The sequence below is a fragment of the Actinoplanes sp. NPDC051494 genome, from assembly GCF_044454705.1.
Classification (GTDB): domain Bacteria; phylum Actinomycetota; class Actinomycetes; order Mycobacteriales; family Micromonosporaceae; genus Actinoplanes.
Map to the genome: position 1 here is coordinate 263,650 of NZ_JBITDZ010000001.1, position 14,792 is coordinate 278,441.

Annotated in this window: 11 protein-coding genes; 6 read left to right on the forward strand and 5 right to left on the reverse strand. The window is 72.8% G+C overall.

What is annotated here, in order from left to right; genetic code table 11:
* The first annotated feature begins 118 nt into the window (after positions 1 to 118).
* A complete protein-coding gene (locus ACIA6A_RS01235) occupies positions 119 to 2,647 on the forward strand; it encodes a hypothetical protein (protein ID WP_396095345.1) in 2,529 nt (842 codons plus the stop codon).
* Positions 2,648 to 2,690: 43 nt separating this feature from the next.
* Entirely contained in the window at positions 2,691 to 3,272 is a 582-nt protein-coding gene (locus tag ACIA6A_RS01240; RefSeq protein ID WP_396095346.1) for a hypothetical protein, read from the forward strand.
* Here ACIA6A_RS01240 and ACIA6A_RS01245 read toward each other — a convergent pair.
* Together ACIA6A_RS01245 and ACIA6A_RS01250 are read right to left on the reverse strand one after the other, a co-directional pair.
* Entirely contained in the window at positions 3,212 to 5,659 is a 2,448-nt protein-coding gene (locus tag ACIA6A_RS01245) for a glycogen/starch/alpha-glucan phosphorylase (protein ID WP_396095347.1), read from the reverse strand. The genes ACIA6A_RS01240 and ACIA6A_RS01245 overlap by 61 nt on opposite strands.
* A gap of 76 nt (positions 5,660 to 5,735) precedes the next feature.
* Positions 5,736 to 6,398, reverse strand: a complete 663-nt coding sequence (locus ACIA6A_RS01250; RefSeq protein WP_396095348.1) for a hypothetical protein — start codon at positions 6,396 to 6,398, stop codon at positions 5,736 to 5,738.
* Positions 6,399 to 6,539: 141 nt separating this feature from the next.
* On the opposite strand from ACIA6A_RS01250, the gene ACIA6A_RS01255 reads away from it, so the two are divergent.
* Both ACIA6A_RS01255 and ACIA6A_RS01260 read left to right on the forward strand, forming a co-directional pair.
* Positions 6,540 to 7,418 (forward strand): ATP-binding cassette domain-containing protein, encoded by an 879-nt coding sequence (locus tag ACIA6A_RS01255; RefSeq protein ID WP_396095349.1) that lies wholly within the window; start codon positions 6,540 to 6,542, stop codon positions 7,416 to 7,418.
* The gene (locus tag ACIA6A_RS01260; protein ID WP_396095350.1) at positions 7,415 to 8,017 is read left to right on the forward strand and encodes a hypothetical protein; all 603 of its coding nucleotides are present in this window, start codon (positions 7,415 to 7,417) and stop codon (positions 8,015 to 8,017) included. The genes ACIA6A_RS01255 and ACIA6A_RS01260 overlap by 4 nt, the downstream gene beginning before the upstream one ends.
* Here ACIA6A_RS01260 and ACIA6A_RS01265 read toward each other — a convergent pair whose 3' ends face one another.
* Together ACIA6A_RS01265 and ACIA6A_RS01270 are read right to left on the reverse strand one after the other, a co-directional pair.
* Positions 8,018 to 9,964: an ATP-binding protein gene (locus tag ACIA6A_RS01265; protein WP_396095352.1), complete on the reverse strand. Its 1,947-nt coding sequence runs from the start codon at positions 9,962 to 9,964 to the stop codon at positions 8,018 to 8,020. It lies immediately after the preceding gene.
* The gene (locus ACIA6A_RS01270) at positions 9,964 to 11,571 is read right to left on the reverse strand and encodes an ATP-binding protein (protein WP_396095353.1); all 1,608 of its coding nucleotides are present in this window, start codon (positions 11,569 to 11,571) and stop codon (positions 9,964 to 9,966) included. Before ACIA6A_RS01270 ends, ACIA6A_RS01265 begins: the two co-directional genes overlap by 1 nt.
* Before the next feature lie 312 nt (positions 11,572 to 11,883).
* Here ACIA6A_RS01270 and ACIA6A_RS01275 point away from each other — a divergent pair, with 312 nt between their 5' ends.
* Positions 11,884 to 12,501 (forward strand): DUF6230 family protein, encoded by a 618-nt coding sequence (locus ACIA6A_RS01275; RefSeq protein ID WP_396095355.1) that lies wholly within the window; start codon positions 11,884 to 11,886, stop codon positions 12,499 to 12,501.
* 76 nt (positions 12,502 to 12,577) lie between these two features.
* Entirely contained in the window at positions 12,578 to 14,404 is a 1,827-nt protein-coding gene (locus tag ACIA6A_RS01280; protein WP_396095356.1) for a DUF6114 domain-containing protein, read from the forward strand.
* On the opposite strand, the gene ACIA6A_RS01285 is transcribed toward ACIA6A_RS01280, so the two are convergent.
* Positions 14,388 to 14,789 (reverse strand): DUF1992 domain-containing protein, encoded by a 402-nt coding sequence (locus ACIA6A_RS01285; protein ID WP_396095357.1) that lies wholly within the window; start codon positions 14,787 to 14,789, stop codon positions 14,388 to 14,390. The two genes, ACIA6A_RS01280 and ACIA6A_RS01285, sit on opposite strands and share 17 nt — an antisense overlap.
* Positions 14,790 to 14,792 lie beyond the last annotated feature (3 nt).

A 14,792-nucleotide genomic window follows, 5' to 3' on the forward strand; every position in this document is an offset into this window, starting at 1 on the left:
CCCGTCGCCGTCGGTCCCGCGGACGCCGGGGACGCGGTGCGGGCCGAAGCGCTGGCCGCGCTGGGTGAGCTGGTCGCGGCCGGGGGTGTGGTCGCCGCGGGCGCGGGGGTCGCGCTGGGTGGTGGGTTCCGCTCCGCGCGGACCGACGGGGGGTACGGGCGACCGCCGCGACGGCGTGCTGGCCGCGCTCGCCGTGCCCCGGTTCGCCGCTCGGACCGGGCCCGGCGCCGCGCTGCTGGTCGCGTTGTTCGGGCCGGACGCCACGAAACCGCTGGGGGCCGCCGCCCTCGACGCGATCGGGGCCGGACGGTGGCCGGTGCTGCGCTATGCCGTGGCGGTCAGTGACCTGCTCGGGCCGGAACAGCTGGTCGAGCTGATGGGTCTCCCGGGCGACGAGGACCCGTTCCCGCACGGGTTGCCGTCCGTCGTCGGGGCCCACCTGGGCCGGGTGCTGGAGCCGTTGACACGGCGGCGGCGCCTCACCGTGCTGACCGACCTCTGGCGACGGTCCTGCGCCACCATCGTGGCGACGCGGCGCACCGAGCGGCTGCACCGGTCGCAGAGCGCCGAGAGCCTCTACGCGCCGCTGTTCTACCGCCGGCAGCTCTACGAGGACACGATCGTCGAGCGGGCCGTCGGGCCGGGGTCCACCCTGAGCGCGGCGGCGCTCTGGTACCCGCCGTACTCGTTCTGGGAGGACCGCTACCTCCGGGCGCTGCACGACGCCCTGGCCGCGACCGTGCTGGCCCGGGTCGCCGTCGCGGTGGTCGACCACGGGGTGGAGCAGGGGCTGCGGCGGCACCGCGCGGAGATCGAGGCCGGTGCGGCGCTGCTGAGCAGGCGGGAGCTCACCGACGCGGTGCGCCCGGCCGCGGGGCACACCGCGCACCCGGCCCGCCCGAGCGCGTACCTGAACGATTTCGCCAGGTTACTCGGCAAGCAGAACGCCCTGAGCCCGAAGCAGGAACAGGGGGTCCGCAGGCGCCTGACGACCGCCCGGGACCACGTCGCCGTGGCCTGGGCCGCCGCCGACGACATGCTGACCGACCGGGGCTTCCGGGAGGAACCCCGCGCTCTCGCGGCCCTGGACCGGATCCGCCACGCGGATCTCGCCGGCTGGCGGGAGCGGGTCGGCTACTTCTCGCCGGAGCGGCTCGGCACCTGGGCCCAGGACCAGGACGGCGAACGCCCGGTGCTGGCCGAGCGGTTGCGGGCCGCCCCCGGCGTCGAACCGCACCGGGTCGAGATCGTCGGTGACCTGCTCTGGCTGGGCGAGCTGAGCGACGCCCAGGCCCGGTTGACGGGGCTGGCCGGGGCCCTGCTCCAGCACCAGCGGTACCGCCCGCACGCGCTGCCCCCGCCCGAGGACGACGGGGACACCGGCTCGATCCCGCTCGCCGCCGCCCGGGCCGCGCAGCTGGTCGCGCTCGGCGGCACCGTCGCGGCCCGGCCCCGCGACTGGGCGGCGCTGCTCACCGGTCTGGTCGCCGGCGCGGACGCGGCCGCGGGACGGGTCGCCGAGTTCGCCGTGCCACCCGCGGTGGCCGCCGCCCACGGGAGCGTCCTGCCCGGTACCGACGCCCGGATCGAGGTCGCCCGCACCGGGAGCACGCTCACCGAGTGGGCGCGGTACATGGGCAACTGCATCGCCGTCTACGACGAGGAGGCCGCCGAGGGGACGACCGCCCTGCTGGCGCTGCGCGGGCCGGACGGCACGATCCTGGCCAACGTGAGCGTGGGGCGCACCGGCAGGGGCTGGCGGCTGGAGCAGATCAAGGCGCGGTTCAACGTGGATCCCCCGGCCGAGCTCACCGAGCGGGTCGGTGCCTGGGTGCGCGCTCTGCCCGTACCGATGCCGGAGGTGCCGGACCACGAACCCGTGCCGGTCCGGACCGCCCGGCGGCGACCGTCGTCCCCGCGGTTCGAGGATCAGCTGGTCGCGGCGTGCGCAGCGGCGCCGCCGGTGCGCCCGGAGCCCGCGCTGACCGCGCTGATCGGCGCGGATCCGGTCCCGGAGAGCCTGGTCGCGCTGCGCCGGCTCACGGCGGCGGCGCTGCGGCGGGCGGTCCGGGACGCGCTCGACGACCCGGCGGCCCTGGCCCGGTTGTGGACGGCGACGGCCGGTCGTCCGCTCACGGAGGCGATCGGGGGCCTTCCGGCAGCGGTACGCGATCGGCTGGCCCCGCTGCTCCGCGACGAACCGGCTCCACGCACCCTGCGCGAGCTGGGCCGGCGGCCGGCGGTGGCACCCGCGCGCACGGCGCAGATCGTGGCACTGCGGGTACGCGCGGCGCTGGGCACCCTGATCGCGGCGGACGACCCGCTCCTGGCCGCGGCGATGGCCGCCCGGCCACCCGGCCCGTTGCTGCGCGCCGCCGTCCTGACGGTCGCGTCCTGGGGCGGGCTGGGCGACGCCGGCCGGGTCACCGCGGTCACCGCGCGGCGGCGGGTACGCGTGCCGGGCTTCCCGGCCACCTCGCTGCGCGACGAGATCTGGACCGGGGCGTGGGCGGACGCCCGGGAGCTGGGCGGCGTGCCGGAGGGGTTCCGGGACCGGATCGCCGCCCACGGTCTGCTGGTGCCGGCGTCCTGGCTGCGGACCGGATGGCCCGCCCTGTGGGCACGCTGCGCCACCCGGCTCACCTGAACGGACGATGACCGGTCCGGCCCCGCCCGGCAACGATCATCAGATGCCGGTTCAGAGCATCGCGCGCGAGCGCCGTATCGGTCTCGCCATCATCGCGGTGCTGGTCACCGCCGTCCTGATCGGGGTGTTCGGCCTCGGGCCCGGTCCGCTGCGGCGCGACGGCCCGCTCGACGGCGGCGCCCTGGGCGGGCTGGCGGGCCGCGTCCAGCCCACCGACCAGGGCGTCCTGTGGGGCGCGGTGGAACTGCACAACGGCACCGATCACACCGTCGTCGTCGACGAGGTCACGCTCACCGGCGTGCACGGTCTCACGACGACGGCCGGCCCGTTCGTCTGGGACGGGACCCGGTACCCGGTGCTGGGCGCCGGGTCGGTGGCGATCCACGGCCTCCCGCTGCCCGGCGCGTGGGACGCCCTGGAACGCCACAGCCCCCGGGGATACCGCATCCGGCCCCGGACGGACGACACGATCGAGATCCTGTACGAGTTCGCCGTCCCGGCCCGCGACGCCACCCTCGACGGCCTGACCGTGAGTTACCACATCGGCCCGTTCGCGTACCGCCGCTACTTCCCCGCCTCCCTCAAGCTCTGCCCCTCGGCAGCCACGGTCTGCACGGCCGGCTGACCCGGGTTCCAGATCTCGCGGCCGTAGTCGCGGACCGTGCGGTCGGCGGAGAAGAAGCCGCTGCGGGCCGCGTTGAGGATCGACATCCGGGTCCAGGCCTCACGGTCCTGCCAGGCCCGCGACACCTCGTCCTGGCAGTCCACGTACGCGCGGTAGTCGGCCAGCGTGAGGTACTCGTCGCGGTTGAGCAGGTCCTCGGCGAGCTCGTGGGTCTCCCCCGCCGCGACGAAGTCGATCGCCTCGCGCAGCTCGAAGTCGGACTCGTACCAGCTGCGGGGACGGTATCCGGACTCCTTGAGCGCCACCGCCTGCTGGGTGTCGAGGCCGAACAGGAAGAAGTTCTCCGCGCCGACCCGGTCGCGGATCTCCACGTTGGCGCCGTCCAGGGTGCCGATGGTCAGGGCGCCGTTGAGCGCCAGCTTCATGTTGCTGGTGCCGGACGCCTCCTTGCCGGCGAGCGAGATCTGCTCGGAGAGGTCGGCCGCCGGGATGATCAGCTCGGCGCGCGAGACGTTGTAGTTCGGCAGGAAGACCATCTTCACGTACGCGGAGAGCTTGGGGTCGGTGTTCACCAGGTCGGCCACCGAGTTGGCGAGGCGCATGACGCGCTTGGCCGCGTAGTAGCCCGGGGCCGCCTTGCCGCCGAACACGATCGAGCGTGGCACGAGGTTCGCGGTGTCGCCGCGGCGGATCCGCTGGACGATCGTGATGACGTGCAGCACCCGCAGCAGCTGCCGCTTGTACTCGTGGAACCGTTTGATCATCACGTCGGCCATGGCGTCCGGGTCGAGCGCGACACCGGTCGCGGTGCGGGCGTAGCTGGCCAGGTCGCGGCGGTTGGCCCGCTTGACCTCACGCCACCGGTCCCGGAAGCCGCTGTCGTCGGCGGCACCCTCGAGACCGGACAGCCGGTCCAGGTCGCTCAGCCACTTGTCGTCGCCGAGGCGTGCGGTGATCAGCCCGGTGAGGCGGGGGTTGGCGAGCGCCAGGAAACGGCGCGGCGAGATGCCGTTGGTGACGTTGTGGAACCGCTCCGGCCACATCGCGGCGAACGCCCGCAGCGTGGTCTCGCGCAGCAGCCGGGAGTGCAGCTCGGCGACCCCGTTGACCGCGGCGCTGCCGACGACGGCGAGGTGTGCCATCCGTACCCGGCGCTCGGGCTCCTCCTGGATGATCGAGAGCTCGCGCAGCTTGGCCTGGTCGCCGGGGTAGTGCTGGGCCACCTCCTGCAGGAAGTGGTGGTTGATCAGGTAGATGATCTCCATGTGCCGCGGCAGCAGCCGCTCCACCAGGGTGACCGGCCAGGTCTCGAGCGCCTCCGGCAGCAGCGTGTGACAGGTGTACGCGAACACCCGCCGCACGATCGCCCAGGCCCGTCCCCACTCCAGGTGTTCCTCGTCGACGAGGACCCGGGTCAGCTCGGCGATCGCCATGACCGGGTGGGTGTCGTTGAGCTGGATCGCGACCTTGTCGGCGAACCCGTCCCAGTCGCTGTTGCGCAGCCGGTAGCGGCGCACGATGTCGCGCAGCGCGCAGGTCACCAGGAAGTGCTGCTGCTTGAGGCGCAGTTCGCGGCCCAGCTCGGTGCTGTCGTCCGGGTACAGCACCTTGGTGATGTTCTCGGAGCGCACCATCGCGTTCACGGCCTCGCCGTAGCGGCCCTCGCCGAACAGCGACAGGTCGAACGACGCCCGGCTCGCGCGGGCCCGCCAGAGCCGGATCAGGTTGACCGTGCCGGTGCCGTAGCCGGGCACCAGCATGTGGCTGGGCTCGCCGAGGACGATCTCCCCCGGCGTCCACCTGCCGTCCTCGACGTGGCCGTAGAACCCGACCTGCTGCTGGTCGTCCGGGGCGGGGAATTCCCACGGGTTGCCGTAGAAGGCCCAGTCGTCGGGCCGCTCGACCTGCGCGCCGGCTTCGAACGTCTGCTTGAAGATGCCGAAGTCGTAGCGGATGCCGTAGCCGACCGCGGGGACGTCCTGGGTGGCCAGGGCGTCGAGGATGCACGCGGCCAGCCGGCCCAGACCGCCGTTGCCGAGGCCGGGCTCGACGTCGAGCTTCTCCAGCTCGCCCGGGTCGACGCCGAGCTTCTCGAGCGCCAGCCACGCGTCGTGCTGGGTGCCGGAGTACAGCAGGTTCTGCGACAGCTGCTTGCCGAGCAGGTACTCCGCGGAGAGGTAGTACACGAAGCGGGGGTTGGTCTCGTAGTAGGTCGCGGCCGTCCGCACGTACCGGTCCACGAGCCGGTCACGGACAGTCAGCGCGAGGGCCTGGTAGATGTCCTGCGCGCTCGCCGACTGGCGGGTGGTGCCGCGCTGGTGGGCGAGGTTGCGCAGGAGATCGATCTCGAACTCGTCGGCGGTGCCGCCGTCGTTGGACACAGTCACGCCGCCAGTATCTGCCCATGTCCGAAACGCCGCGCACCGAAGCGGTGAACGCGGCGTTTCGGATCTTGCCGAGCGGTCAGTCGTCGCTGAGATCGACCGAAGGCGACACGGAGGGTGACGCCGACGGGTGGTCGTCGCCCGCGTCGTGGTCGCCGTCGTCGTCGGAGTCGTCTCCCGGAGCGGATGCCGAGGGCGAGGGAGCCACCGAGGGCGACGTCGACGGGGCGACCGAGGGTGACGGGGTGGCCCGGACCTTCCCGGTGGCGATGAGCACGCTCGCGGTCCAGACCCCGTCGACCTTGCGGCCGACGACATCGATCCGGAAGCCCGCGGTCACCGCGGACAGCGTCAGCCTCCGGCCGTTCACCCGCAGCTTGGCGGAGCTGGGTACGGACACCGTGATCGTGCTCCTGCGGACCTCCTTGGTGCCGTTCCTGACGTACAGGGTGACCGTGCCGGCCGTGGCGTCCACCGCGGTGGCCCGCCCGTCCGCGGCGAACCTGACCTGCTTGGCCGGTTTGCCGGTCTTCGTCGGCTTGGCTGTCGCACTCTTGCTCGGCTCGACGGTCTCCGACGGCTCGGAACCCTTGTGCGCGGCCGATACCGGGGCGGCCGACACCGCGGCGGCCGACACCGGGGCGGCGGGCGACGGCGTCGAGGCCAGGGCGGCGGTCGTCACGGTGGGCACGACGAGCGCGGCCGCGGCGAGGGCGGCGAGAGCGGTCCGGCGCAGGCGCATCAGCGGAACTCCTTGATCGGGGGAACACCAGACTCGCCCCGCCCGGGTGCCACCGGGTACGCGTCCCGGTGCCAACCGGTTGCCGTCGATCGAAACGGGGGTGCCCGCGGCTCGCCGGCGCCTGCCATAATCCGCGGCACGATGATTGAGACCGTCGAACTGACCAAGACCTATCGCCGGGTTCCCGCCGTCGACGCGGTCAGCTTCACCGCCGCGCCGGGCCGGGTCACCGGGTTCCTCGGCCTGAACGGGTCGGGCAAGACCACGACGTTGCGGATGCTGCTCGGCCTGACCCGGCCGACCTCCGGCACCGCGCTGATCAACAAGCAGCGGTACCGCGATCTCAAGCACCCGCTGCGCGAGGTCGGTGCCGTGATGGAACAGGGCATCAGCCATCCAGGACAGACCGGGCGGGCGCACCTGCACACCCAGGCGCTGCTGGCCGGCGTCAAGGCGGAGCGCGTCGAGCTGCTGCTGGAGCAGGTCGGGCTGGCCGGCGAGGCTGGACTGCGCACCGGTGACTACTCGCTCGGCATGCGCCAGCGGCTCGCGGTGGCCACCGCGCTGCTGGGTGAGCCGTCCGTGCTGGTGTTCGACGAACCGGCCAACGGGCTGGACCCCGAGGGCATGGCGTGGCTGCGGGAGCTGCTCAAGGCGCACGCCCAGGGCGGCGGCACGGTGCTGATCTCCAGTCATCTGCTGGCCGAGCTGGCCCAGCTCATCGACGACGTGGTCATCATCGCCGGGGGCACGATCCAGTTCGCCGCCCCGCTGGCCGACCTGTACGGCTCCACGACCCGCAAGCTGCGGGTCCGCGGCCGGGACCCGCAGAAGCTGTGGCGCGCGTTCGAACAGGCCGGTGCCGAGGTGGAGACCGACGGGTACGCCCTGGAGGTGACCGGACTGTCCGCCGAGGACGCCGGTGATCTCGCGTTCGAGGCGCAGGTGCCGGTGTACGAGCTGAGCAGCGACGCCCCGAACCTGGAGCAGATCTTCCTGGACCGGGTGAGCGCCCGATGATCACCCTGATCCGCAGCGAGCTGTACCGGATGGCGACCATCCGGTCCAGCTGGGTCTCCATCGCCGCGTTCGGCACGCTGGGCCTGAGTCTCGGCATCATCAGCGCCGACATGTGGGGGCTGATGGCCGGGATCGGCTCGTTCGGCCTCGCGGTGATGGGCGTGACCCAGCACTACCAGCACCGTACGGCGATCCTGCTGTACCTTGCGCGGCCGCGCCGCCTGCTGGTGCTGCTCGCGCAGCTCGTCACGGCGGTACTGGTGGCGGTCGTGTTCACCGCGCTCAGCGGCATCACCACGCTCATGCAGGGCGAGTCGGCCTACTACCGCCGGACGCTGACCGTCGCCGCGGTCATGGCCGTTTTCGGGGCGGCCAGCGCGGCCATCGCGCGCCGGGCGGCGTACCTGTTCATCGGTTTCTCCGCGTGGGTGCTGCTGATCGAGGGCATGTACGGCGGCCTCACCCTGCCGTTGCCGTTCACGTCCTACCTGCAGGCCGTGGCCGCCGAGACGGGCGCGCTGCGGACCTTCGAGCTGTGGACCCTGGCCGTGGTGGCCGGTGCGGTGCTCGCCGTGCACCGCGACGTGCGCAGCGACTGATCACGGCCGGTGCGCGACGGCGGCAACCGGCACGGTGACCGTGAACGTGCTGCCCTCACCGAGCCGGGAGTCGACCGTGACCGTGCCGCCGTGCTCGGTCACGATGGTCCGGACGATGGCCAGCCCCAGGCCGGGTCCCTGCACCGCCCGGTCCATCGCGTTCGCCGCGCGGTGGAACGGGGTGAACAGGCCGGGCAGGTCGCCGTCGGGGATGCCGATGCCGGTGTCCGTCACGGTGAGCACCGCGCTGCCGTTACCGGCGGTGACCCGGTACCTGACGTGCCCGCCCGCACCGGTGAACTTCATGGCGTTGTCGAACAGGTTGCGCACCGCGCGTTCCAGCCGCCGGGCGTCGCCGTGCACCCAGGCCGTGGCGACGTCGCCGTCGAGACCGACCTCGCGGCTGCGCGCGAGCGGGGCGAATTCCGTGTGCACGCCCGCCGTCAGCGCCGCGAGGTCGACCGGTCCGGTCGCGCCGGTGTCCGCCCGGTCCGCCTTCTCGATCGCGTGGCCCGACTTGTCCAGCAGCAGCAGGTCACCGACCGTGGCCTGGAGCCGGTGCGCGTTGCGCAGGATCGCGCTGACCCCGCGCTGCTGCAGCGGTGACAGGTCGCCGCCGTCGCCGTCGTTGAGCATCTCGGTGTAGCCGAGGATGCTGGTCAGCGGCGTGCGCAGCTCGTGGGTGACGGTGGAGACGAACACGTCCTTGCGTTCGTCGAGCACCCGCAGCTCGCCGATCAGCCGGGACTGCCGGTCGTGCAGGCGCTGCTGGCGTACCGCGTGGTCGATCTCGCGGGCCAGGGTGACCAGCAGACGGCGCTCCTCGTCGGTCCAGCGCGGCCGGTCCCGGCGCACCACGTACAACAGGCCCGCCGGGCAGTCGGCGTCGGCGGCCAGCGGCACCGCCACGGCCCCGGCGATGTGCGGCACGGTGAGGGCGGCGCCGGGTTCCCCGCCGAGGACGTCCTGGACGGTCCGCGACGACAGCGACGGCGCGTGGTCCGGCCAGCGCACGCTCAGGCCGCGATCGGCGTCGAGGGCGATGTGCCCGTGCACCGCGTCGGCACCCAGCGCCTCGCCGATCATGGCGGCCACCCGCCGCCCGGTGAGCTCGGGCTCGCTGACGTCGCGAAGCTGGACGGCGACCGCCTGGCGCAGGTCGGTGCGCTGGATCCGGGCCCGGTCGGCGGCGTGCAGGCGCTCGGTCTCGGCGGCGAGGTCGTTGAGGGTCCCGATGACCGCGCGCAGCTCGCGCGGCCCGGACGGCGTCGCACGGGCGGAGAGCTCACCGGCGGCGAGCCGGCGCAGCGTCATCCGGATGTGCTCGAGCGGGGCGATCAGGCTCTTGCGGCTCCATGCGGCGAACACCATGCCGCCGAGCAGCAACGCGAGCCCGGACAGCTCGAACACCAGCTGGACCAGGCGCTGTTCCTGCCGGTCGGCGTCCGCCACGTCGGCCTGCTCGCTCACGATCGCCGCGTCCACCGCGGCGTTGGCGGTCCGGACCCGGTCGAACAGGTCCTTGCCGCGCCGGGTGAGCGGGTACTCAGGGTCGGCCTCGCCGGCGTTCACGACGGGTGTGGCGTACGTGTACAGCCACTGCGCGGCCGCCGCCCGTTCCTCGGCCAGCAGGCGCAGCACCGTGGGGTCCGAGGAACCGGCGGACACCGCGTCGAACGACGTGAACGCGCCGACGCGGCCCTTCTCGTACGGTTCGAGGAAGATCGGCTCGCCGGTGAGCTGGAAGCCGCGCACGCCGGTCTCCGCGTCGGTCATGTGCTGCAGCACGGCGACGTTCGCGTCGTGGGCGGCGTCCAGCCGTTCGGCGCGCTCGCTGTGCCGGGTCTGGGTCCGTTCGCTGACCAGGAGCTGGGCGACGACGAACGCGAGGAACAGCAGGATCAGCAGCACGAAACCGGCGTGCAGCCGGCGCCCGAGGGAGCCCATCACGCCTCCGGCAGCGTGAAGGCGATGCGGGTGCCGCCGCCGGGCGCCGGCTCGGCCCGGATCCGGCCGCCGTGCCGCTGGACGATGCGCTGGCAGGTGGACAGCCCGACGCCGTACCCGGCCTTGGCGCCGTCGACCTGGGTGAACATCTCGAAGACCCGCTCGCGGTCGGCCTCGGCGATGCCGATGCCGTTGTCCGTGACGGTGACGAGCCAGCCGTCGGCGTCGGGCGCCGCGGCCACCTCGACGCGGCACGGCCGGTCCGGGCGGCGGTACTTCACCGCGTTGCCGATGAGGTTCTGCAGCAGCTGGCGGATCAGCGTCGGGTCGACGGCGAGCCGGGGCAGGCCGGCGGCCACGGACACGGTCGCCCCGGCGCCGCCGACCACCTCCCGCAGATCCATCAGCGCCTGATCGGCGACCTCGCCCAGGTCGGCCCTGGCGCGCCGGCAGGGCTCACTACCCGCCCTCGCGTACGAGAGGAGCGCGTCGATGAGCCCCTGGACCCGGCCCACCGCACGGGTCGCCGAGTCGATCCACTTGTGCGCCTGCGCGTCGAGGTTATCGTGGTAGTTGTCGGCGAGCAGTTCCAGGTAGCCGCTGACCACCGCGAGCGGGGCGGCGAGGTCGTGGCTGACCACCCCGGCGAACTGCTCCAGCTCGGTGTTGGAGCGGCGCAACTCGGCGAGGGCCTGTTCCAGGGCGTCGCGCTGGGCCCGGTCGGCGGTGACGTCGGCCATCGCGACCACCGCACCCAGCGGTTGCCCGTCCGCCGCGGTCAGCGCCCGGCCACCGACGACGACGTGCACGGGGGCGCGCCCGGCGGGCTGGATGACCATCTCGGCGTCCTGGACGGCACCCCCGCGCAGCGCCCGCAGCAACGGGATCTCGTCGACCGGCATCGGGGTGACACCGTCGGCGCGGAACAGCGCGTACCGATTGGCGAACTCGACCGGTTCGACCGACGGGTCGGCGTCCAGTCCGTGCCAGTCGCGGCTGGCCCGGTTGAACAGGGTCAGGTGACCGTCCGGGTCGGCGGCGACCACGGCGACGTCGATCGTCTCCAGGACCGCGTCGGTGAACTGCTGGCGGGCCTCGGCCTCCAGGAACAACCGGGCGTTGATCCGCGACTGCCGGCGGCGCTCGAACAGCGCGAGGACGACCTGGGCGAGGTCCTTGAGCCGGGCGATCTGCACCCGGTCCAGCTCGCCGGGCTCGGCGTCGAAGACGCACAGGCTGCCGAGCGCGTGGCCCTGTGGCGTGACCAGCGGCGCGGAGGCGTAGAAGCGGACCGCCGCGTGGATCCCGGTGACCCACGGGTTGGCCGCGAACGTCGGGTCGAGGCTGGCGTCCGGGACGTACGTGAACTCGCCGGTCTCGAAGCGCACCGCGCACATGGAGTCCTCGCGGGGCGAGTCGCCGCCCACGAACCCGGTCGTGGTGAGCTGGCACTGGCGCTGCTCGTCGATGAGGTTGAGCGTCGCGGTGGGGACGCCGGCCACCATCGCGGCCACCCGGACCACGGCCTCGAGCTCGTCGTCCGCGGGGGCGTCGAGGAGGTGGTACTCGTGCAGCGCGCGCAGCCGCTCCCGCTCACGTTCGCTCACGTGACCTTATTCGGCATCCTTCGCCCGGACTTGAACGCCTGGTCACAGCACCTCGGGTGCACGTAGCTGTGAGCCTCCTGACAGTCGTTACCCATTCGTGACATTAGCCCGTCACGCACATGTGGTGACGGTCACACCGGTGGTCTTGTGACGTTTGTCGGCATTGGCTGGCATGGATGTGACCCTCCGTAGTTCGATCATGTTTCTGGGACGTTACCGGCCGGTAGCCGGACCCCTTGTCCCTACTGGCCGGTAGGGGCAACATTCCGCTCGTCAACCACGGCTCAACCCCTCAATCCCTAGGAGGAACGGGTGACAGGCGAACCGCTTCACGGCCGGACCAGCTGGCGTCGATTCGCGGTGGCCGCGGCGGTGCCCGTCGCCGCCGCCACCGCCCTGGTCATCGGCATGGCCAACGGGGCGTTCGCGGCCTCGTTCGCGGTGTCCGGCAGGTCGTTCAAGATCTCCGCCGACGAGCTCGACGGCTCCGGCTTCGCCCAGTACGGCGGCACGGTCCACACCGTCGACGGCACCCAGATCCCGGTCGCCATCTCGAGCATCAACTCGGCCTCGCTGGCCAACCTGTGCCAGTCGGTGAAGGTGCCGGGCTCGCCGGTGTCGCTCACCATCCGCGCGGGCCGCACCCCCGGCAAACCGGCCCGGGCCACCAACCTGCTGATCGGCGTCAGCGAACTCAGCGGCGACACCGAGTTCACCGACATCAACATCGGCCAGGACGCCAGCACCCTCAAGATCGGTAACAAGGACGCGGACCCGCACGCCGGCGACTTCGGCCAGCAGGCCGAACACGTGACCATCACCGGCCTGCGCCAGACCGCGGTCTCCACCACGGCCGGCACGTTCACCCTCACCGGCCTCAACCTCAAGATCAACGTCGACCTCAAGGGCGCCCCGCCGGAGTGCTTCTGACCCCCACGGACCCGAGGCCCGCGGACGCACCGCCGCGGGCCTCGACCATGCCTGGCGCACACTCGGAGGGGAGCACGTGGCAACACCGACAACCTGGGCGGGCCTGCGGAGCGCCGTCCGCGACACCTACCGCCCCGGCTTTCGCACCTGGCGCCGCACCAGGCCGTTCTGGGGCGGTCTGCTGCTGCTGATCGCCGGCCTGGAACTCTTCCTCAGCGCCAACCAGACCATCGGGGACCTCGAGGTCCACTTCGGTCCCGAGGGTTTCCTCAGCTACCTCCTGCCGCTGATCCTGATCCTCTGCGGCGCCCTGACCTGGACAACCCCCGGCCAGCGACTGTTCTACGGCATCCTCGGCCTGCTGACCGCGGTCTACAGCCTCATCGGCCTCAACTTCGGCGGGTTCGGCCTGGGCATGCTGCTCGGCATCATCGGCGGAGCCCTCGTCCTGGCCTGGGTCCCCCGCCCCCGGCAGTCCCCGGGCCCGCGCTCCCCCACCGCCCCACCCAGCGATACGGTCGACCTGGCCCCCATGACCTCGACCCCGGAGATCGTCCCCGGCCTGGGACCGGACGTGGTCACCCGCCCGCCCGACGGTATGTCAGGTAGGCCCGACCGTCTCGCCGACGCCCACGCGGAAACCGGCAGGACCACACCGCCCACCGCCGAGGCCACGCAGCCCGGCGCGGAGCCCTCACCCCAGCCCGGCACGGGGGCCCCAGCCCAGCCCGGCACGGGGGCCTCACCCGGAGCGGGACGTTCAGCGGTGGCGGGTGGGGAGGACGGGTCGCCGGGGCGCCGGGTTCATCGCAGGGCGCTGGTGATCACCATGGTGCCGCTGGCGGTGACCGCGATGGTGCTGGCCGCCGGGAGCCGTGCCCCGGCCCGGGCCGACGACGACTGCCCTGAGGGGATGCCGTCCCGTTCCACCAGCGCCGCGGCGGCGTCGTCCGGTGCGGGGACGGAAGCTCCGAAGGTCAACATTCCCGCAGCCGGCAAGACGCCGACGGCACGGGGAACCGGAACGACTCCCGGTGCGTCCCCGTCGTCCTCGTCCTCGTCCTCGTCCTCGTCCTCGTCCTCGTCCTCGTCCCCGGACGCCGGGGAGACCGGCAATCCGCTGACCGAGGACTGGAACGACTTCATCGACGGCGTGGGTGACCTGATCGGCCTCGGTAACGACGGCAGTGCGGCGCCCGCGTCCTCCTCGGACGCTTCTCCGGACGCCTCGCCCTCCGTCACCGCCGAGCCGGCGCCGAGTGTCACCCCGCAGATTCCGCTGCCGACCCTGCCCGGCCCACCGTCACCCACCGCGTCCCCGTCAGCCACCGCGTCCCCGTCAGCCACCGCTTCACCGTCAGCTACCGCTTCATCCTCGACCGGCCGCGCCCCGGCCTCCCCGGACAGCTCGGCGTCTCCGTCCCCGGCGCCGGGCCTCGAGGACATCCCCTGCCTGGGGCCGCGGGTGTTCAAGGACGGGCGGGCCGGTGACGTACCCCTGGTCGCGGCCCGCCCCGCGCTGCTGGAGACGGACCTGCTGACGATGTACGAATCCACGTACGACGGGGTGGTGGACCTGCCGACCGCGACCGGCGGCCTGCGGGCGCTGAAGTTCAGTATGGACAAGGCGGTCACCGAGCCGTTCGCACTGAGTGCGCCGGAGCGGGAGGGCCGCCGCACCCTGTTCGAGAGCCGCAAACTGACCATCGAGGGCGACGTCACGTTCTATGCGACCCGGTTCGCGGGCAAGCTGTTCGGCCTGATCCCGGTGGTGTTCACCCCGGAGGCGCCGCCCCCGCTGACGCTGCCGGTCCTCTGGTTCACCGACGTCACGATCGACAAGGCGTTCGTGCACTGCGACACCCTGACGGCCGAGCCGCTCGGGGTCACGGAGCGGAGCTGAGCCCTCGGCGTTCCCGCCAGCCGCGGACGACCTTGTCGGCGTCGAGCGGGGGCAGCAGCACGGGAGGCCCGTCGAGCAGGCCGGCGCGGGCCTTGCGGAGCTGCTCGTTGAGGGCCACCACGTACGCCCGGACCTCGGTCTCGGAACGGCGCTGATCCACCGTACGGTGCAGGTCCTCGGCCTCGCGCCGGACCGCCAGGGTCGGCGGCAGCGCACCGCCGGACTCGCCTTCGCGGCGCAGCCAGTCGCGCACCCACCAGTCTTCCTGGTATTCCTGGCCGTGGTCGCTGAGCGGCTTGCCACTGCCCGGTAGGTCGTCGAACTGACCCTGTTCCTGCGCCTCGCGGATCTTGCGATCGATGTGCGACTCGTACCAGCTCGCCATACC